Source organism: Anaerotruncus sp. 1XD42-93, from assembly GCF_009917605.1.
GTDB lineage: Bacteria > Bacillota > Clostridia > Oscillospirales > Ruminococcaceae > Anaerotruncus.
This window is the reverse complement of the sequence record NZ_QZEG01000037.1, coordinates 1-20,630: the sequence shown is the minus strand read 5'-3', so window position 1 is coordinate 20,630 and position 20,630 is coordinate 1. Positions and strand designations below refer to the sequence as shown.

Annotated in this window: 17 protein-coding genes; 6 read left to right on the top strand and 11 right to left on the bottom strand. The window is 55.9% G+C overall.

What is annotated here, in order from left to right; genetic code table 11:
• Positions 1 to 289: 289 nt before the first annotated feature.
• The 4 genes from D5269_RS12390 (at position 290) to D5269_RS12375 (ending at position 4,087) form a co-directional block, all read left to right on the top strand.
• Positions 290 to 1,756 (top strand): sodium:alanine symporter family protein, encoded by a 1,467-nt coding sequence (locus D5269_RS12390; RefSeq protein WP_120485732.1) that lies wholly within the window; start codon positions 290 to 292, stop codon positions 1,754 to 1,756.
• Complete coding sequence (locus D5269_RS12385; protein WP_120485731.1) at positions 1,753 to 2,433, top strand: YjjG family noncanonical pyrimidine nucleotidase; 681 nt, start codon at positions 1,753 to 1,755, stop codon at positions 2,431 to 2,433. The genes D5269_RS12390 and D5269_RS12385 overlap by 4 nt, the downstream gene beginning before the upstream one ends.
• Positions 2,434 to 2,771: 338 nt before the next feature.
• On the top strand, positions 2,772 to 3,911 hold the full coding sequence (locus D5269_RS12380) for a sodium ion-translocating decarboxylase subunit beta (protein WP_016316041.1): 1,140 nt from the start codon (positions 2,772 to 2,774) through the stop codon (positions 3,909 to 3,911).
• 17 nt (positions 3,912 to 3,928) lie between these two features.
• Positions 3,929 to 4,087 (top strand): hypothetical protein, encoded by a 159-nt coding sequence (locus D5269_RS12375; RefSeq protein WP_016316040.1) that lies wholly within the window; start codon positions 3,929 to 3,931, stop codon positions 4,085 to 4,087.
• Positions 4,088 to 4,185: 98 nt separating this feature from the next.
• Here D5269_RS12375 and D5269_RS12370 read toward each other — a convergent pair whose 3' ends face one another.
• The 8 genes from D5269_RS12370 to D5269_RS12335 form a co-directional block, all read right to left on the bottom strand.
• Positions 4,186 to 4,599: a hypothetical protein gene (locus tag D5269_RS12370; RefSeq protein ID WP_120485730.1), complete on the bottom strand. Its 414-nt coding sequence runs from the start codon at positions 4,597 to 4,599 to the stop codon at positions 4,186 to 4,188.
• Positions 4,596 to 5,990, bottom strand: a complete 1,395-nt coding sequence (locus D5269_RS12365; protein ID WP_158604969.1) for an MFS transporter — start codon at positions 5,988 to 5,990, stop codon at positions 4,596 to 4,598. The genes D5269_RS12370 and D5269_RS12365 overlap by 4 nt, the downstream gene beginning before the upstream one ends.
• A 225-nt stretch (positions 5,991 to 6,215) precedes the next feature.
• Complete coding sequence (locus D5269_RS12360; protein WP_016316037.1) at positions 6,216 to 7,505, bottom strand: L-serine ammonia-lyase, iron-sulfur-dependent, subunit alpha; 1,290 nt, start codon at positions 7,503 to 7,505, stop codon at positions 6,216 to 6,218.
• Between the two features lie 136 nt (positions 7,506 to 7,641).
• A complete protein-coding gene (locus D5269_RS12355; RefSeq protein WP_120485728.1) occupies positions 7,642 to 9,336 on the bottom strand; it encodes an FAD-dependent oxidoreductase in 1,695 nt (564 codons plus the stop codon).
• A gap of 188 nt (positions 9,337 to 9,524) precedes the next feature.
• The gene (locus D5269_RS12350; RefSeq protein WP_120485727.1) at positions 9,525 to 10,706 is read right to left on the bottom strand and encodes a Xaa-Pro peptidase family protein; all 1,182 of its coding nucleotides are present in this window, start codon (positions 10,704 to 10,706) and stop codon (positions 9,525 to 9,527) included.
• Positions 10,707 to 10,802: 96 nt separating this feature from the next.
• Complete coding sequence (locus tag D5269_RS12345; RefSeq protein WP_243126818.1) at positions 10,803 to 12,314, bottom strand: AbgT family transporter; 1,512 nt, start codon at positions 12,312 to 12,314, stop codon at positions 10,803 to 10,805.
• Positions 12,315 to 12,476: 162 nt separating this feature from the next.
• Positions 12,477 to 13,661: a MalY/PatB family protein gene (locus tag D5269_RS12340; protein ID WP_120485725.1), complete on the bottom strand. Its 1,185-nt coding sequence runs from the start codon at positions 13,659 to 13,661 to the stop codon at positions 12,477 to 12,479.
• A gap of 335 nt (positions 13,662 to 13,996) precedes the next feature.
• Complete coding sequence (locus tag D5269_RS12335; protein WP_016316032.1) at positions 13,997 to 16,129, bottom strand: sigma 54-interacting transcriptional regulator; 2,133 nt, start codon at positions 16,127 to 16,129, stop codon at positions 13,997 to 13,999.
• 292 nt (positions 16,130 to 16,421) lie between these two features.
• On the opposite strand from D5269_RS12335, the gene D5269_RS12330 reads away from it, so the two are divergent.
• Positions 16,422 to 17,603: a M20 family metallopeptidase gene (locus D5269_RS12330; RefSeq protein ID WP_120485724.1), complete on the top strand. Its 1,182-nt coding sequence runs from the start codon at positions 16,422 to 16,424 to the stop codon at positions 17,601 to 17,603.
• Positions 17,604 to 17,727: 124 nt separating this feature from the next.
• Here D5269_RS12330 and D5269_RS12325 read toward each other — a convergent pair whose 3' ends face one another.
• The gene (locus D5269_RS12325) at positions 17,728 to 18,096 is read right to left on the bottom strand and encodes a VOC family protein (RefSeq protein ID WP_016316030.1); all 369 of its coding nucleotides are present in this window, start codon (positions 18,094 to 18,096) and stop codon (positions 17,728 to 17,730) included.
• A 126-nt stretch (positions 18,097 to 18,222) separates the two neighbouring features.
• On the opposite strand from D5269_RS12325, the gene D5269_RS12320 reads away from it, so the two are divergent.
• Positions 18,223 to 18,810: a hypothetical protein gene (locus D5269_RS12320; RefSeq protein WP_016316029.1), complete on the top strand. Its 588-nt coding sequence runs from the start codon at positions 18,223 to 18,225 to the stop codon at positions 18,808 to 18,810.
• Here D5269_RS12320 and D5269_RS12315 read toward each other — a convergent pair.
• Positions 18,774 to 19,568, bottom strand: a complete 795-nt coding sequence (locus D5269_RS12315) for a dihydropteroate synthase (RefSeq protein ID WP_120485723.1) — start codon at positions 19,566 to 19,568, stop codon at positions 18,774 to 18,776. The genes D5269_RS12320 and D5269_RS12315 overlap by 37 nt on opposite strands.
• Complete coding sequence (locus D5269_RS12310; RefSeq protein WP_166545179.1) at positions 19,565 to 20,503, bottom strand: methylenetetrahydrofolate reductase; 939 nt, start codon at positions 20,501 to 20,503, stop codon at positions 19,565 to 19,567. The genes D5269_RS12315 and D5269_RS12310 overlap by 4 nt, the downstream gene beginning before the upstream one ends.
• Between the last annotated feature and the right edge of the window lie 127 nt (positions 20,504 to 20,630).

Sequence of the window (20,630 nt, the reverse complement as noted above, 5' to 3'; positions counted from 1 at the left end):
TGCCGATTGCCGATTAGCCGTATAGCCAATAAAAAATGACATGACTATCTCCATTCTCTGCATATAAATAGCCTATCATCCTATCATCAGAAACGCTGAAAAGAATCATCGTCAGCCTGCGACAGTACGATCGCAGAGGGTTGCTTAACAGCGGTAGGAACTTCCGTAGGAATGCGCCGCCCCCTTCACCCACCGTATCACAGAGCGCTCGAACTCGTTTCCAAGCGCCTTTCCGATTGACTTTCCGGGAGGTGGATGGTATGATTCTGATATCGAAGGAGACTGGTTAATGGAGGGATTTTTTCGGACACTTACTGACCTGAACAGCCTGTTGAGCGGCCTTGTCTGGGGGCCGGCGATGGTCGGGTTTATGCTGCTGGTTGGGATTTATTTCACCGTCGGCACCGGTTTTTTTCAGATACGGCATTTTGGATTGCTGCTGCGGGAAACGCTTGTCGCAATTTTTCTCGACCAAGAGGTGCATGACAAGCGGGACCCTCACTCGATTTCACAATTTCAAGCGCTTTCGACCGCGCTTGCCGGGACGCTCGGCACCGGAAACATTGTCGGGGTCGCAACCGCGATCGCCGCAGGCGGCGTGGGATCTATCTTCTGGATGTGGGTTTCCGCATTCTTTGGAATGATGACCAAATACGCCGAAAACGTCCTCGGAAACCACTACCGCTACCGGGATGAACGAGGTGCCTGGGTCGGCGGTCCAATGGTCTATATCGAGCGTGGATTGGGCTGCCGATGGCTGGCTGTGTTGTTCGCACTCTTCTGTATGTTCGCTGCCTTTGGAATCGGAAATATGACTCAAGCCAATTCGATCGCTGGTGCACTCGAGTCCGCTTTACGGATCGCTCCCCTTTCGACCGGCATCGTTGTCGCCCTGCTCTGTGGACTGGTCGTACTCGGCGGGATCAAACGGATCGCATCGGTTGCCGAACGGTGCGTCCCGCTGATGGCAGTTGTATACACCGCGGGCGCAGCGGCGATTCTCTGGCTGCATCGAGACCGGCTTCCCGATGCATTCTCCGCAATCTTTCAGGAGGCATTTAGCCTGCGGGCAGTAGGCGGTGGTGCAGGCGGCTATGCGATGATGCGCGCTGTCCGGTATGGAGTGGCGCGCGGGATCTTTTCCAACGAAGCGGGATTGGGCAGCTCAGTCATCGTCAACTCGGCCTCCAATGTGAAAGAGCCGGTGCGCCAGGGGATGTGGGGGATCTTTGAAGTATTTGCCGACACGATCGTTATGTGTACGATCACCGCTCTCGCAATCATCGTTTCGGGCACGCATCTTTCCGGCGCGGAAGGTGCAGGAATGTCGATTGAAGCATTTGAAGGAGCATTCGGACGGGCAGGAGGATTGTTTGTTGCCATAGCGATTGCATTTTTTGCATTTTCCTCGATCCTTGGCTGGTCCTACTACGGCGAACGGGTGGTTGAATACCTGTTCGGCAGAAAACTGGTCGGCATCTATCAGCTGCTGTTTATCGGGATGACCGCTGTGGGCTGTGTCGGACATCTCGAATTGGTCTGGAGTCTCTCAGATACTTTCAACGGGCTGATGGCCATTCCAAACCTGATCGCGGTTCTCTTCCTCTCCAACCAGGTATTCGCGATTACCCGCGATTATGTCCGGCGAGTCTCCCAACGCCGCCATGCCAAGCACGTCGGGCAGTGGAATCCCGGCCCAGAACCTTCGCCCCGCTCTTGGAGGCTGTTTGAAAAAGAAAAGGAGCTGTCCAAATGAACTACCGTATTATCCTGATGGATGCGGACGATACCCTCTTCGACTTTCGAAGGGCGGAAGATGCCGCGATACGCCGTCTCTGTGAGCTGCACCGGATTCCGGATGCAGATGCAGTCGTCCCACTGTATTCCCGAATCAACCTTGCGCAGTGGAAGCGGCTTGAGCAGGGGGAGATCACCCAGTCGGAGCTGAGGGTAGAACGGTTCGCCGAGCTTTCCTGCGCGCTTGGACTGCCGCTCGATCCGGACGCACTCAACCGGGATTACAGCCGGGCACTCGGAGAAGGGGCCTTTCTGCGGGACGGGGCGCTCTCCCTCTGCCGCACCCTGTCCGAATCCCTGCCGCTCTACATCGTCACCAACGGCATCCTGGAAATCCAGACCAACCGGTTCAACCGCTCCGAACTGCGGCCCTATATCCGCGAGATGTTCGTTTCGCAGGAGATCGGGTATTCCAAGCCCCGGAGGGAATATTTCGATGAAGTGCTGCGCAGGATCGGAAACCCGCCTCGGGAGCGGGTGATTCTGCTTGGGGATTCCCTCAGTTCTGACATGCGGGGCGGACGGGCAGCGGGAATCACGACCTGCTGGTATTGCCCAGATGGAGGGACGCCCACTTCCGACTGCGATTTTTCTATCTCACATCTCTCTGAGTTTCCGTCTGTTATCGGCCTTTGAAGAAAAATTCAGGAAACTGGCTTGAAAAGATTGACAGCTTTTTGGTAGTATGCTATAGTAGGAGCGTCAAAGTGAACTGGATAGTCCGGGGGAGTAGTCGGCACACCTTAGCTGTGTGCAGTTAAATCAACAGCATTGGCTCTGATGGGCCATGGTTTAACTTGAAATGGCAAGACCTGTGTTTCATTGAAGTGGAACGCAGGTCTTTTTCTATCGCGAAAAAAACTGGGCATCCTTTTACAAGAGGGGAAACAGCAGGAATCTCCGGCGGTTCCTGTTCAGCATTCCCACGCTCAATAGAGGCAAACAATCCAGTCAAGTTGAAAGGGGAAAATCAAATGGATTTCTTACTATCCGGAATCATGTCGGTCACCTGGCAGCAGATCGTCATGTATGGTATCGGCGGGCTTCTGATCTATCTGGCGATTGCCAAAGAGTTTGAACCCGCGCTGCTCATGCCGATGGGCTTCGGCGCCATTTTGGTGAACCTGCCGCTGACCGGCGTACTCGATCAGGTTTTACAGGGTGGGATTGAGGCGCAGGGGATCATCCAATGGCTGTTCCAGACCACCATTGAGGCGTCCGAAGCGCTCCCGATCCTGCTGTTTATCGGCATTGGCGCAATGATCGACTTCGGCCCCCTGCTTTCCAATCCAAAGATGATGGTATTCGGCGCAGCGGCACAGTTCGGCATCTTTTTCACGATTTCTCTGGCGGCGCTCTTCGGCTTTGACCTCAAAGACGCGGCCTGCATCGGCATCATTGGCGCGGCGGATGGCCCCACTTCGATTATGGTTTCGCAGATTTTCAAATCCCAATATATGGGTGCTATCGCAGTTGCGGCCTATTCCTATATGGCGTTGGTGCCAATCATCCAGCCAATGGCAATCAAGCTGGTCACTACCCGGAAAGAACGCTGCATCCGGATGCACTACAATCCAAAAAACATCACCAAAACCACCCGCATCCTTTTCCCAATCCTTGTGACAATCATTGCGGGGCTGGTTGCACCGATGTCGGTTTCGCTGGTCGGTTTCCTGATGTTCGGCAACCTGCTGCGGGAATGCGGGGTGCTTAACTCACTCGCCCAAACCGCTCAAAACGAGTTTGCGAACATCATTACCCTGCTGCTTGGCATCACAATCTCGTTTTCGATGCAGGCAGAACAGTTTGTCACCTGGGAGACCTTCCTCATCATGGGACTGGGTCTGATCGCATTTATCTTCGACAGCATCGGCGGCTGCCTGTTTGCGAAGCTGCTCAACCTCTTCCTCAAAGAGAAGATCAACCCGATGATCGGCGCAGCCGGTATCTCGGCTTTCCCGATGTCCGCGCGCGTAATTCAGAAGATGGCGTTGAAAGAGGATAACCAGAACCACCTGCTGATGCACGCGATCGGCGCAAACGTCTCCGGACAGATTGGATCGGTCATCGCGGGCGGAATCGTTCTCTATCTGGTTCCGCAGTTTGTGAAATAAGGAAGGAGGGAAAACGGATGTTTGGTGCACAGGCAATGGCCAACTTTATGATTTCCCTGGAAATCATGGGCTTAGGGATGGTTGGCATCTTTGCGGTGATCCTCCTGATCATCGGGATTGTCACCCTGCTGACCAGATTGGGCGGCAAAGCTGACCGTCAAAACACTTCCAAATAAATGGAGATACGAAAACCGGACTGACGGGACACACCCGACAGCCCGGTTTTTTACAGGAGAAGCATTTCCAGCTTCCCCATATAGAAAAAGCAGGCTTTTCAGCCTGCGATTTGCCGGACAAACGGCGGAGGAGAAAGACGGTTGCGCAGCATCCGGCCCAGTGGCATCACTGGGATACAGAGCAGAAACCAGAGGATCGCGTAAAGCGGACAGATCTGCCCAAACAGGTTGCCCTGCTCGTCCGAGTAATCCCAGACATCCAGCCCCAGCAGCTTGTTGACCACGCAGCCCGCCGCAAATTCGACCGAGGTGAGGATGGCACAGCCGGTCAGCGCGCGCCGTAAAAGTGAACGCCCCTGCATCCGCAGGTCTGCCAGGTAGAGCAGCAGAAATCCCGCGCCGCCTGCTATCCCCATCGACCAATGGGTAAATCCCCGCCAGAGCAGTTCGAGCGTCTCGTAACCGAGCGAACCAATGGTGCAGACGGTCAGATATTCCTTCGCCGGTCTCATGCTGCCGCCCCCCTGCCCTCATTGTCCCCGTTGATGCGACGGTAGACCTCCTGCTTTTTCTCCGCACTCAGATTCCAGATGAACTGGTAGGCGAACCACGCAACCAGCATCCCGATTGCGGGCAGGCCCAAGGTCAAAAATTTGATGCCGAGCAGCGTCCCTGCACTCTGCACCGCTAGATCGGCGTTATAGCCAACCAGGTCCAGCCCCAGCCCCGCTAAAAACCCGGCGAATGCCTGACCGGTTTTTCGGACAAAGCTGTAGGTTCCATAGATAATCCCCTCCTGCCGGTTCCCAGTGAGATACTGGTTGTAGTCGATGCAGTCGGAAACCATCCCCCAGACCAGTGAATTGGGGATATTCATAGTCAGTGTGGAGAGGAAGGACAGGACGATATACAGCCAGATGTTATCGGGCAGCAGGAAGGTCAGCCCGAAAAAGACTGCCGAAAGGAGGCTCCCAACCGCTGTGACCGCCTGTATGCCGAACCGCCTGACCAGCCGCGAAAGAAACGGGGCGATCAGCAGGGGCGGCACCATACTGATGATCGTTGTGACGCCCATCAGCGTGAATGCATTCAGGTTGTTTTTGAAATAATAGATCAGCATGGCACCGTTGATCATGGTGCCGAAGATCATCGCGAGAGACGCAACCGAGACCGAGATAAACGGGCGGTTCTGCCCGATCACCCGCAGGTATTCGACCGGCCGTACCTCCTCCCGCGCCTTGGGAGGTTCGGTCGATCTGATATTCTCCTGTACGGTAAAATAGGCGATCACATAGGAAACGATGCCGATTGCACCCATTGCCACCATAGCCATCAGATAGCCTTTCGCCTGATCCTCCGCAAAATAGCTGAGGATCAGCGGCACCAGCATCCGCGGGATAAGGTTTCCCACCGTACCGCCGATTCCGCGCGCCACCGAAAGCGAAGCGCGTTCGGCGGTGTCCTGCGTCATTACCGCAGCCAGAGAGCCGTACGGAATATTGACAAACGTGTACGCCATCCCCCAGAGAATATAGGTCGCATAGGCCCAGACCAGTTTCTGGATCGGCGTCAGCCCGGACGGCATAAAGAACATCAGAATGGCGCAGGCAATCACGATCCAGGAGCCTTGCAACAGAAACGGACGGAATTTGTCCGCTGGTGCTCCCCGCTGACGCCGCAGACGGCGCGCAAACATCCTGTCGGTAAGGACACCCATGAACGGGTCATTAAACGCGTCCCAAAACCGCGCCACCAGGAACAGCACACCCGCTGCCGCCGCAGAAATTCCTGCTACATCGGTATAAAATGCGAGCAGGAAGGAAGAGGACATCGCAAACGACATGTTGTTTGCCACGTCACCCAGCATATAGCCCAATTTGTTTGCAAAGGTAATCTTTTTCATAACTTTCAGCCTTTTCTTTTTCCTTGCGGTCAACCGCATACTGAAAGTATGGAGCGGGGGTATTGAAATATGCGGCACGCCTGAATTTCCCTGCTACGCGCGAAAGTTGGATGGAAAAAATCACCAATCAATGCAAACAAAAAACGCCCCCACCCCATCAAAGGCCGTGTAGGTACGGCCTTTGATGGTACGGAGGCGCTCCTCTATGGAAATCTATCTATTGCATCAACAGGTGGAACCCTGCCCGATCATAATTTTGAGGATCTCGGTGTCGGTTTCCCGCATACCCTCCGCCGCCATCCGGCCAATGCTGGCAATGGTCTGTTCCACGCTCTCTTTTACCAGGCCCTCCCCGGCCCCGAAGGTATTTCCATCCATGGACATCTCATGCGCCAGAATGGCCGCATCCACCGATGCAGCAATCTTGGCGGCGCAGCTGCCCTTGGCACCGTCGCAGACAATACCCGAAACGTTGGCCAGTGTGTTGGTGATGGTGCGGCCTATGGTATCATAGTCACCACCGTGGAGATAGGTGATCCCCGCCCCGCTGCCGCAGGCGGCGCAGACCGCCCCGCAAAACGCGGAAAGACGTCCAATCCCCCTCTTCTGGAGCAGGGCCACGAGATTGCTCACCACCAGAGCGCGGTACATGGTTTCGTCCGCGGCGCCCAAGTATTTTGCATAGACCACGATCGGTACCGAGCAGGTGATCCCCTGGTTTCCGCTGCCCGAGTTGATGACTACCGGCAGGACACATCCACCCATTCGGGCGTCACTGCCAGCGGCAGCCATGGCCCGGGCGCGGATGCGTACGTTATCCCCATAGTGGCGCAGGAGCGTCGCCCCCACCCTGCCGCCATAGATATGGGTCATCCCTTCCTGGGCAATGCGGGTATTGTATTCCACCTGCCGGGACAGCATGGGCAGGACCTCTTCCAGATTCACTGTATTGGCAAATTCCAGAATATCAGCCAGATTCAGCGCATCCAGATCGGAGGTTTCCTCCTCCTCGGCGGCCTCTACCGGCTCCTGATAGAAGAGCTTCTCGTCATCCCGCTCGATGCGGATGATATTGGTATGCTCGTCCCGGATTTCTGCCAGAGCGGTATGGCCGCCCCCTTCCATCCAGATGACAATGTGAAGGCGGGAGGGGGTGTCCAGCAGCTCCTCGGTACAAATCCCGGCTTCCAACAGTTCCCGGGTCTTCTGAAGGTCATCGGGCCCCACCTTGCTGAGAACTTCAAGGCCAAGGCTGGGGTCTCCGGCCACAGCACCCAGAATGGCGCTGGTATTGATGCCCTTCATGTTGCCGGTGGTCGGGACGATAACGCCCTTGGCATTCTTGATGATATTCCCGCTGCATGCGGCCCGGATTTTCTCGGGCATGACTCCGAGCGCCTCCCGGGCTTTGGCGGAGGCCAGCGCAATGGCGATCGGCTCGGTGCATCCCAGGGCGGGAACCAGCTCCTCCTCAAGGATGCGGATATAGGTTTCGTAAGTGCTTTTTTCCAGCATTTTTTACACTCCTGATTTTGAAAGAATGTTTGGATTCCTCGTGAAGCCTGCGGCACTTTGGCCGCTGAGAACCGCTTCTAATAGCTCTGCGGCGCACTGCATAACCAGCAGCACAGCTTGCGTACTTTATATGACCCTATTCCTGTTTCCCGCAGGAGGCACAGCTCTTCTTTTCAGCGTCAGCCATACCGGCGAGGTCTTTCCGATAAGCGGAATACAGGGTATAGCCGCCGGAAAGGTTGTGGACCTCATTGGCTCCGCTCTGGGCAAGGATCCGCTGGGCGACATACCCCCGCAGACCCACCTGACAGGTGATATAGAGCGGTTTGGAAAGGTCGATCTCATCAAGGCGCTGGCGAAGCTGATCCACCGGTATGTTCACAAAGCCGGGAACCGTACCCAGTGCTTCCAGCTCCCTGGGTGCTCTGACGTCGATGCAGACCGCGTTTTCCGGGAGATCCTCCACGTCCTCGGCGTAGAAGGGATTCATGGTCCCCTCCAGAACGTTCTGCGCCACAAAACCGGCCATGTTCACCGGATCCTTCGCGCTCGAGAAGGGCGGCGCATAGGCCAGCTCCATCTCCTGAAGGTCATAAACGGTGAGCCCAAACCGTACGGCGTTGGCCAGATGGTCGATCCGCTTGTCAACACCGTCCCCTCCCACGATCTGAGCGCCCAGTACCTTCCCTTCATCAGGGGTGTAGAGCAGCTTCACGATCATCTGGCTGCTCCCGGGATAGTATCCCGCATGGCTGGCAGAGATGGTAAAGGTCTTGTGGAACGGAATTCCGGCGGCTTTGAGAGACTCCTCCTTTTCACCTGTGCAGGCTACCACCTGGTCAAAGAACTTCATGACAGAGGTCCCCTGGCTTCCTTTGTAACGCGCCTTTTTGCCGCAGATCACGTCTGCCACAATCCGGGCCTGCTTGTTGGCGGGGCCGGCCAGCGGGATCACCTGTACCTTGCCGGTAACGATGTTTTTTACCGTGGCGGCATCTCCCAGCGCATAGATGTCCGGGACACTGGTGCGCAGCTCCTCATCCACCAGAATCTCTCCCCGTCTGCCCAGCTCGACCCCGCTCCCTTCCAGAAACCGGGTCTCAGGAGCAACGCCGATACTGAGGATTACCATATCGGCGGGGACAGCAGTACCGTCATCCAGAAGGACGCTGTCTTTGGTAAAGCCGGAGCATTTTTTCCCGACATAGAGTCCGAGGCCCTTCCCGCGGATATAGTTATGGACGGTATGTGCCATATCCATATCAAGGGGAGCCATGACGTGGGGAGCGGCCTCCACCACCGAGACTGCAAGCCCCCGGTCTGCCAGATTTTCCGCCATCTCCAGACCGATGAACCCGGCTCCGATCACCGCGGCAGTCTTGGGAGCGGCTTGCTGAATATGGTCATAAATAGCATATGTATCGGGGATATTCCGGAGGGTGAAGATGTGGTTTTCCTCCATCCCAGGCATCTTGGGCCGGATAGGGGAAGCCCCGGGGGAAAGAACCAGGCTGTCATAACTCTCGGTATAGGTCTCGCCGGTGGCGTGGTTCTTTACTGTGACAGTTTTTGCGGCGGAATCGACGCCGGTGACCTCATGCTGTACCCGGACATCTACGTTAAAGCGGGCCCGGAATGCCTGCGGAGTCTGCACCTGAAGCTTTGCCCTTTCGGTGATGGTGCCGCCGATATAATAAGGCAGGCCACAGTTGGCGAAGGAGATATACTCCCCTTTCTCAAAGAGGATAATCTCTGCTTTTTCGTCGTTGCGGCGCAGACGGGCAGCCGCTCCGGCCCCGCCGGCGACGCCTCCTACAATCAGTACCTTCATCACTGCATCTTCCTTTCTTTCTTGAAATGACAGAGGATTAGAACCTGTACCACACCTTTTCAGAATGCTGTTTCCTCTGCAAAAAGCCTCTCCCCGCTCTCCTCCGGGAAGCGGTACCACCACGCAAAGGCCGCCAAAGCATTCCGCCGGTGAGAAGCGGGGAGACAGTCCGGAACAGGCTCTGGGGATTAGAGGTAGTGGGGGGTATTGGGGGTGAGTACCTCGCAGCCGTCCTCGGTGATGAGTACCATATCTTCGATGTTAAAGCCTTGCACGCCGGGGATATAGCAGGGGACCTCCATGGCCAGAATCATTCCGGCTTCCAGCGGGCGAGTGGTGCCTGCATTGATGACGGGGGCCTCGCAGGTGGCAGGGCCCATGCTGATGCTGTGTCCCTGATGCCCCCGGACATAGGCGGGGAACATCTCCTTCACATAATCGTATGCCACATGATACAGATCACAGATCGGAAGTCCCGGTTTGGCAGCGGCTATCATCCTTTGCAGGCCCTCATAGAGGCGGTCTTTCAGCTTGTAGAGGACGGGGTCCGCGCCTTCCATCACCCAGGAGCGGGAGGTATCGGTGGTATAGAAATCGAACTCGGCGTTGACGCCTGCGTCAAATTTTACCACATCCCCCTTTTGGATGACGCCATCCCCCGGAAGGGTGAGTCGGGAACCGGACTCCCCTGTAGAGAACATCGACCAGGCGCTCGGTACAGCAAGGCCGGTGGCATTTACCGTCCTGCGGAAGGTTTCCACCAGCTCCCGCTCACTGACGCCGGGCTTCGCAATCTTGCTCACAGCGGTGAACCCCTCGTCGGCAACCCGGCAGAGGGTGCGGAACATCTCGATTTCTTCCGGGGTTTTGACACTCCGCGCAAAGACAAAAAGATCGGAGATATTCTCAAATTTCGCCTCGGGGAAAGCGGCGGCAATATCATTATAACACAGAACCGGAAGATACTCCATCTCCAGCCCCAACTTTTTGTCCGCCAGGTCCATCTCCCGAACCATCTTTTTTACCACGTCCAGAGAACTTTCCATCACTGCCGGCGGGGGGATCATGGCACCGTTGGCGATCTCGTCCCATGTCTTGAGCCCCACCCAAGTGTCATACTTTTTGATGATGAACCGCCCGGCGCTCTTCTTCTCAAAGGTCGGGACCTCAAAATCCATGGTGGTAAGCTGGGTGGGGACATCCTCCCGGGCAGAGACCACCGCCACAGAAAATCCGGGCTGGCGGGAAACGGTATGCTGATGGCCCCCAAAACCGGTGACATAATGAAAATTTTCCGGGGAAGAGACGATCGCCCCGTCCAGACCCTTCTGGCGGAGCAATTCTTTGATTCGGCCTTCCTTTGGCAGCATAATGGTTGCGCTCCTTTCGTTTTTTGTAATGGCTTGGGGAAGCGGTTGCGCGCAGTTCCAATACACACAGCCGCTTCCCGGAAAGAATGAAAATGATCAGGCAGGATAGAACAGGGATGCACCCGGGCCAAGAGGCAGGCCAAGGAGATACCAGATCGAGAAGAGAACGATCCAGCCCAGCAGGAAGCAGATCGAATAGGGCAGCATGGTGGAGATAACGCTGCCGATACCGGCTTTTTTGTCATACTTCTGGAAGAATGCCACTGTCAGGACAAAGAACGGCATGAGCGGGGCAATGATGTTGGTGCTGGAGTCCCCGATGCGGTATGCAACCTGGGTCAGCTCGGGAGAGAGGCCAAGCCGCATAAACATGGGCACGAAGATCGGCGCCATGATCGCCCATTTTGCGCTGTCCACGGCGATAAAGATGTTGATGAAAGCGGTGAGGATGATGAAGCAGATAACCAGCGGCAGTCCCACAAAGCCGATGTCCTTTAGGAAGTTTGCGCCCGATACCGAGATGATGGTGCCCAGATTGGAGTAGTTGAAGCAGGTGGTGAACTGAGCAGCAAAGAAGATCAGAACCATGAAGCTCGCCAGGCCGGAGATACATTTGTTCATCAGCTGGATAACGTCTTCATCGTTTTTGATGGTGCCCGCTCCGATACCGTAGGCAATACCGGAGATGAGGAGCAGCAGCATGATGAAGAAGATGATACCGCTCATGAACGGGCTGGAGAGGAAACCGCCGGTCTCGGGATTGCGCAGGAGGCCGTTGGAGGGAGCCACTGCAATGACGATCAGAGCGACATAGATCAGGCTGGCGATCCCGGCAAATTTCAGACCTCTTTTCTCAGCAGGGGTGAGTTCCTCGGTAGCGCCATCCACAGCGCCCTCGTATTTGCCCAGATGGGGTTCAACCAGCTTATCGGTGACGAAGGTACCGACAGCGGTGATCAGGAAGGTGGAGACAAACATAAAGAACCAGTTGCAGACCGGAGTAACCATGTAGTTGGGGTCCAGTGTCTGGGCCGCCTGGGTGGACATTCCCGCGAACATCGGGTCATTGGTACCGATCAGAAGGTTGGCGCTCCAACCGCCGGAAACACCGGCAAAAGCCGCTGCCAGGCCGGCAATCGGATGCCGCCCGAAGGCCATAAAGAGGATCGCGCCCAGCGGGACCAGCACCACGTAACCGGTGGAGGAAGCGATGTTGGACATAATGCCAAGGAATACGACCATGGCGGTAACCAGTGTTTTTGGGGCGGAGTTTGCGGCTCTTCTCAGCATGGCAGAGATCATGCCGCTGCCGTCCGCCACGCCGACACCGATCATAATGGTGAAGACGGTGCCAAGCGCGAAGAAGCCGGTGAAGCTGCTGACCACAGTGGTGACCAGATGGCGGATCGAATCAGGGGTGAGCAGGTTGACTGCGTTTACCGTCTTTTCGACGATGGCGTTGCCGTTGGCGGTGTCAATCGTCTCGTAGGTCACCGATACCCCCAGCGAGCCGCAGATCGCAGAGATAATGATGACTGCCAGGGTAAGGATCAGGAAAATGGTTGCGGGGTTGGGGAGCGCATTGCCCACCCGTTCCACGGCATCCATGGCCCGGACAATGGCACCCTTCTTTTCCAGGGAACTGCCGTTTTTGTTTTTTGCCATAAGTAAGTCCTCCTCATTTTTTTGCAGTGCCGCCCGCCTCCACAAGAGGTGGGGCAGACGGGGCTGCTCTTTCACATCCCCGCCGGGCGGGGAGGGAAACTGGCATTAGCGGCCCATATGCTGGTCCACAGCCTGTTTCAGCTGGGACAGGGCCTTTTCCACAGTGGAGCGGGGACAGGCAATATTCATCCGCATATACCCTTCCCCATCCTCCTTACCGAATGCCCGGCCGTCGTTCAAGGCGAGGCGCGCCTTCTCCACCATGAAATTTGGAAGCGCGTCACCGGGGAGGTTCAGGCCCTTGCAGTTGAGCCAGAGCAGGTAAGTACACTCGGGCCTTGCCATCGTGATTTCCGGGATGTTTTCCCGAAGGAACCCCTCCACATAGAGGACGTTCGATTCCAGATGGGCCAGAAGCTGGGTGAGCCATTCCTCTCCATGCCGGAAAGCGGCTTCCACGGCCACCAGGCTGAAGCAGTTGTTCCGATGAACGTCCAGCGATTTCCAGAACTTCTGATACTTGGCGATCAGCTCTTGGTTGGGGAAGATGATGGTCGCCGCCTGGAGTCCCGCCAGATTGAAGGTCTTGGTTGCAGAAGTGCAGGTGATCGTGTTTTCCGCGATCTTCCCTCCCAGTGAGGCAATCGGGATATGTTTGTTCCCGAAGAGCATCAGGTCGCTGTGGATCTCGTCGCTGATAATCAGGGTGCCATACTTCACGCAAAGTTCGCCCATCCGGCGCAGCTCCTCCTCGCTCCACACCTTCCCTACCGGGTTGTGAGGATGGCAGAGGATAAAGAGGGGCGGACGGCGCTTGAGCGCTTCCTCAAAAGCGTCGAAGTCGAGCGTGTAGTGGTTATCCTGCTCGATGAGCGAAACGGTAAGCGGCTTTCTGTCCCAGTTTTCCACCGAGTCAAAAAACTCTCCATAAACCGGGGTGAGGAAAAGGATCTCATCCCCTGGCTGGGAAAACTCCCGAACGCAGGTACAGATGGCGGGGACCACTCCCAGGCTGAAAATACACCGGGCGGGGTCGGGCCTCCAGCCATTGTGCTTCTCCTGCCATTGGCATACCGACTCAAAATAGGAATCTGGACGGCTGGTATAGCCAAACATCCCCTGCCTGTTCCGGGCGTCCATGGCGTCCATGATCGGCTGGGCGGTACAGAGGTCCATATCGGCGATCCACATGGGGACCAGGTCCCGGCGACCGTACTTCTGCTCCATCTCGTCATACTTGACGGCGTTGTTGTCCCACCGGTCAATGGGTTTGTTAAAATCATACTGCATCTCTGCATGTCTCCTTTCGCATCCTTCCGGGATACGCTCTATAATACTGCATAAACTGTGCCAATTTACAAGGGATCAAAAAACTTTGTGTATTTGACTAAAAATTAACGATAATTTTTTATCAATCTTACAAGAGAACCTGACGAAAAGAAAAAAAGAGTGCGCTTTTGGGATGCTGGAACTGCACTTCCAACATCCTTTTTTCTCAACCAATTCACCTATTTTTGTTTTTCAGACACCCGTATCAACCTGTTTTTTCACCATTTTCAGATCGCCAGCACCATTAAAAATGATCGAAGTGGTTCGGATATAAAAAGGGACGCCCAATCACCCTGTTATTGCAGCAGGCTTAGAACCTCAAATCCCAAAGGGGTGAGACGGCTGCCAGCCCGGCCCCGTCGCACCTCTATCATCCCCCGCTCTTCCAGATGGGCCAAGGCGGTACGGATCGTCTGTTCCGTGGCCGGAATCCCCTCCAAAGCTGCCAGAGCTGCCAGGCTCTTCCGGCCCATAGAGCAGCCGGTTTCCAACCGCTTCAGGATAAAGCGATAGGCTGGCAGACTCTGCCCCGCCTTCCATTTCAACCAGTCCACAGTATCCATTGCCGGTGTGCGGGCCACCGGAAAAACAGGAGAAATAGAGGGAACGGGCGGAAAATCGGGGGAAACAGGCGGAATAGAGGGAGCATCCGGATCGGGGGAAATCCCTCGCTCTTTGGCGCAGGCAAGAATGGTCGCTGGGAGGTCCTCCGGCTCGATAGAGGGCTTATCCAGATAGGCCAGATATTCCACACAGTTGTGCAGTTCTCGGACATTCCCCTCCCACGGATGCGTCATTAAAAGCTGCCAGGCAGCCGGAGACAGGCTGAATTTCTTCCCCAATCCATCCCGGACCCCTTCAAAGAGCAGGCGCACATCCTCCCCCCGTTCCCGAAGCGGAGGCAGGCTCAAGGGGAGCACGCTGAGACGGTAATAGAGGTCTTTCCGGAATCCCCCCCTGCGAATGATCGCGGGAAGGTCCTCATTGGTGGCGGCGATAATCCGCACGTTCACATAGATGACATCCACACCGCCCAGACGGACAATCTCCTTTTCCTGCAAAACCCGCAGGAGCTTCACTTGGAGCAGCGGACTCATCGCTTCGATTTCATCCAGAAAAAGGGTGCCGCTCCGGGCAGCCTCAAAGAACCCGATATGCCCTCCTTTTTTTGCTCCGGTAAAAGCCCCTTCTTCGTACCCAAAAAGCTGGCTCTCCAACAGGGAATCGGGGATTGCCGCGCAGTTGATGGCTACAAACGGTTCCCTGCTTCGGGCGCTGGCGGCATGGATGGCGTGGGCGAACAGCTCCTTTCCCGTACCGCTCTCCCCGCTGATGAGGACAGAGGCATTGCTGGCAGCCATCTTTTTGGCCAGTGCTTTCGCGGTGACCATAGCGGGACTCTGCCCCACGATACTGTCAAAGGTGTATTTGGTGCTGTGCCCTTTCCCCAATATCTGCCGTCGAATCTTCTGCTGACGCTTTTCCTCGTCCCGGAACCGTTGGAGAATGCAAAAAGCCCCTATCAGTTCCCCATTCCGGAATACCGGCTGAAGGCTTACGTTCACCGGACTGCCGCTGATCTCCACCAGTCGGGAACGGATGGCCTTTCGATCCTCAAAACATTCCTCAAAAGGAAGGAATGGGAGTGACTTCCGGGCCTTCCGATCCAAAAGATCATTTGGAGAGACCTCCAGGATGGCCTCTGCCTTGGAGTTGCAGGCAAAGATGGTGCCGTCCGAGTCCACCCCGATGACCCCGGCTTCCAGTGTCTGCTGAAAGAGGTCGAAGATACTCTCCACCTGAATGGACCTGTGAAACATCCGCTCAATGCTGTACGCGTGCTCCGCCAACGAGGAGAGGTAAGCCCGAAAATCCGGGCGGTCCAGCATATGTTCACATTTGAGATGAAAGGCCAGCTCGATAAAGGTGTTGGCGCTGAGAAGCCGGGGGCCAAGATCAATAATCTCCTCTACCCACTGGGGGACGTACCTCCGTTCCCCAGTGGTGATCGCACAGGAAAGATGAGGCGGTTCCGAGGCTCCCGGATAGTAAGGATGCAGCTGAATGTGCCCCACCCCCAACTGGTTGAGCAGGGCGATGGTCTCGGTAACCATGGGCTGGTTGATGTTCACCAACAGTGCATTGGTTCCCCGCGGCATGGCCATCAGACGGTGGAGACTCTCCCGGGTGATCCGCACTTCAGTGATCACCACTGCCCCGCTATTGGGAATTGTGTGGGAAATCTCCCGCCCAATCAGGGCACAGGTGGAGATGAGATAGACGTCTGCCGGGGCAATCTGGTCGATAGTGCCCCCCTGCACGCTATAGGTACTGATCTGAATGTGCTCCCCCAGAAAATTCCGCACCTGCTGGGCATAGAGCTCCACCGAATCAGCATCCCAGGTAGCGATGGCCAGATGTTTTTCCATAAAACCCTTCCCCCTTTTGTAAAATGGGTAAAAACAGGAGATAAAACGGTGGATATTTTCAGAAAAAGCAACCCTATTCCCTCCAAATCCACCTATTTATTATGACATAGGCGGTTCTGCCCTGTCAAGAAAGGAGGAACCGGGTATGGCACCAAAATTGCTGCTATCTTATATACAGAATGAATCATCGAAGCAGGAGCGGGAGCACACCCGCAGATCGTCCTGCCGGTAAGCCGGTATAACATCCGTTTTTTAGCCGTTATACCATCAGAGCCAGAAAGGAGACGGAATCATGTTGGAAATGAAGCTGCTCTATGAGGAAGCGCTGGCGGAAAAGGATGCGTTGGTGTCCTGCCGCCGCACCCTCCACCAGATGCCGGAGCTGGGGATGGAGCTCCCCAACACGGTGGCCCATGTCTGCAAGGAGTTGGATGCACTGGGCATTCAGCCACAGAAACTGGCGGGCGGAGTCACCGCCTGCATCGGCCGGCCCGGAGGGAAGGTGTTCCTCCTGCGGGGGGACATGGATGCGCTGGAGATGCCGGAGCAGAGCGGCCTTCCCTTTGCCGCTGCCGGAGGGTATGCGCATACCTGCGGCCACGACATCCATACCACGATGCTCCTGGGCGCTGCCCGGCTCTTAAAACGCCATGAAGCGGAGCTGCCCGGACAGGTAAAACTCATGTTCCAGCCCGGAGAAGAGAGTCTCCAGGGTGCAGCAGCCATGGTAGAAGCGGGGATTCTCGAGAATCCCAAGGTAGACGCGGCTTTGGCGCTTCACGTCTTTCCAGGGGTCAACCATGTTGGAACTGTGATGTGGCGGCAGGGGCCGGCCCTGGCTTCCTCCGACAGCTTCCGGATCACTGTCACCGGCAAGGCTGGGCATGGCGCCATTCCACAAAATGCGGTAGACCCTATCAACATCGCCGCTCATATTCTTCTGGCCCTTCAGGAGGTAAACGCCCGGGAGACCGACCCACAGGACCCGCTGGTACTCACCGTCTGCACCCTCCACGCCGGGCAGCTGCACAATTCCATCCCAGAGGCCGCAGTCCTCACCGGCAGCATACGGGCGTTCTCCAACCAGAACCGGGCTATGGCCAAAGAGCGGCTGGTGCAGATCTGCCAGGGGATGGCGGCGCTTTTTCGTGGGAGCTGTGAGGTGGAGTTCCTCGCGGGAACTGCTTCCCTCCATAACCAGCCTGATCTGGCCGCAGAACTGGCGGATTACACGGGGCAGATCGCGAATAAGATGGTGGAGCTTCCCCGGCAGATGGGCAGCGAAGACTTCGCCGAAGTGACCCAACAGGTACCCTCGGTCTTTATGGGCATCGGCGCCGGCGGCCCAGAGGAAATCTACAATCGGGCAGGCTCCCACCATCCAGCCATCGTTTTTAACGAAGAGGTCCTTCCGTTGGGTGCCGCCGTTCTGGCAGGATGCGCCGGGAAGTGGCTGGAGAAACACAGTGTCTGACCTATAGGAGAACCATTTCTCCTGTCAAAGGATCGCGCATATGGACTTTTATAAAACAAAGGCAGATAGACATATGTCTATCTGCCTTTGTTCGTGATGTACCTTCTGGCGGCAATTTTGGAAATTACCGTACCGGAACAATTTCGATCCAGTAGCCGTCCGGATCACTGATAAAATAGATGCCCATTCCGGGATTCTCGAAACAGATCACGCCCATCTTCTGATGCTTTTCGTGCAGCTCATCGAAGTTATCAGCCGTAAAAGCGAGATGATACTCCAGATCCCCGAGGTTATAGAGGGTTTCACGATCCCGTAGCCAGGTCAGCTCAAGGGTGAAGTCACTTCCCGCTTCGTCTCCGAGATAAACCAGCCGGAACGAACCGTCCGGCGCTTTTTTCTCCCGCACCGGTGTAAGATTCAAGGCATCCTTATAAAATTCCAGGCTCTTTTCCAGATCAAATACGTTGAAATTAAAATGGTTGAATCGAATCATAAATGCTCCCTGCTTTCTAATATTTCGTTTTTATACGCTTTTTCGACAAAATTTGAAGTCTGCCGTTACATTCCCTCGTTTTGATAGATAGAAACTACAGTACATCATCAAATGGAGGGATTCCTTGTGGAACGCTGTGTCTATTTTGTTGTCAGCCAGACCGGGACCTGTTTTTCCCGGCTGTTACAACTTTTTAACCGCGCCGAATATAACCATGTCTCACTCTCGCTGGACGATTCCCTCGACCGGCTTTACAGCTTTGGACGTCAGTGCCTCTATTTTCCGCTGGCGGCTGGGTTTGTCCGAGAGCAGCCCCACTATGGCATCTACTGCCAATACAGCGACACCCGCTGTGCAGTCTATCGGGTGCCGGTACGGGCGCGCGAATTCTGGAATCTGCACCAGAGCATCCGCCAGTTTGAGCAGCAGGAATGGCGGTTCCGCTACAACTTCGCCGGCCTGCTCGCGATTCAGGCAGGTATCCCCCTCCACCGCCGCCGGCATTTTGTCTGTTCACAGTTTGTCGCCTATGTGCTGGAACAAAGCGGCCTGCACCTTTTTGACAAGGACTATTCACTCGTCCGTCCGCAGGATTTCATGCGGATCCCCCATGCAGAGCTGGTCTATCAGGGACCGCTGAACGCCTATCCGCATCCAGGACATGCCCCCGCGCCGCTCTATTCTTCCTCCTGGGATCGGATGTATGTGATGTAGTCCATGCAGTAGTCATCCTGCCCGGCGACTACCCTGGACGCCGCAAGTGCTGCCTGCATGGCCGGACTGGCAGGATCCAGGATCGCGCTGGTCAGGCCCGCGGAGAGCGCAGCGGAGACGAATGCGCTGTTGATGAGCGAACGGCGGGGCAGCCCGAATGAGATATTGGAAAGCCCGCAGGTGGTCTGTGCATCCGGATAGTTCGCAGCAACGTGGCGCAGAGCGGCAATCGCATTTTTAGCACTCTCTCCGTCGGTCGCAAGTGTCTCAATCAGCACATCGACATAGACGCGCGAATCGGGAATCCCCGCTTCGCGGAGCTTCCCCATCAGCAGGTCGATTTTGGTGCATTTTTCTTGGGCCGTGTGCGGCATCCCTTCGCTGTCGATCGGCAGCCCGACCACCGATGCACCGCTCTCGCGTGCCAGCTGGGTCACCTCCTCGAATCGATCGGTGATAGTCGCCGAATTGAGGATCAGCCCCCTGCCCGCAGCCGCCTGCACACCCGCAGCCATCACTGCCGGATCGGTCGTATCGATCATGATTCCGCAGTCGCAGTTGTCCTTGACCAGCCCAATCACCCAGAGCAGGGTCTCCTGCTCTGCTTCCCCGCAGATCGCAGTGTTGATGTCGAGAAACTGAGCGCCGCCATCCGCTTGACGGCGGATCAGCTCTACCACCGCGCTCTCGTCCTTTGCCTGGAACGCTTCCAGCGTTTTGGGGATCGAGCTGTTGAGCTTTTCTCCAATTAAGATCATTTTGACTCCTCCTGTTCTTCCCGGCGGTGTATCCGCTCGATCAGGCCCCGCACAATATCCACCCGCTTGAGCGGGGTCATGATGTAAAAGCCGTCCGCCGCGTCATAGACCTGTTCCAATATGCCCGCACTGTACGCAATGGAAATTTCCGCTGCCTGTGCAGGCGTTTTATCTTTCAGGGACTGCATTACTGCATCCGGTATCTCAATGCCAGAGACCTCATTGACCAGAAACAGTGCATTTCTGTAGCCTGCTACCGGCAGGATTCCCGCAAAAAGCGCACAGTCGAGCTCCCGGCTCGCAAGCAGAAAATTTTTGACCGCCTGTTCGCTGAAAATCGGCTGGGAAAAGAGCATCCCCGCGCCGCGTGCGATCTTTTTGCGGGCGCGCTCCAGTTCAACCGGGAAATTCGCCGCGTTTACATTGAGCGCTCCCCCAATCAGAAATGGGCGGCCCGAAAACAGATCGGTATTCATGCTCGCAATAAACGAGATCAGATCGAACGAATTGAAGCTGAATACCCCCGGGTTCCGCATATTGCTTTGCACCGGCGGGTCTCCTGTGATGACCAGCACCCGGTTGATCCCTTCCAGTGCCGCACCGAGTATCCCTGCTTTAAGTGCAATGTGGTTTTTATCCCGACAGCAGAGGTGCGGCAGAACCTCAATGCCAACCTCCCGCCGGATCTTCGCCGCAATCATCAGGCTGTCCGCGCGGGCGCGGGAAAGAGGGGAATCCGACACTGTAATCATATCTGCTCCGCAGCTTTTCAACTCCCCGGCTGCCGAGAGGAGAAACGAACAGTCGCAATCCTGCGGAGGAGCCAGCTCTACCGCAATCACCTTTTTTCCCTTGCCGCCATGCGGCAGGACTTGGGATGCCACCGTTTTTTCGGAAACGGCCGTCAAACGCTCCGGGCGGGTCACACTGCACACCGCCCGAACCGCCTGTGCAATATGGCGGGGGGTTGTCCCACAACATCCGCCTAGACGGTGTCGTCAATAAAGAAGGAGCCAAATAGCAATACAACGTATTTGGACAGCAGCAGCGAAAGAAGCGGCA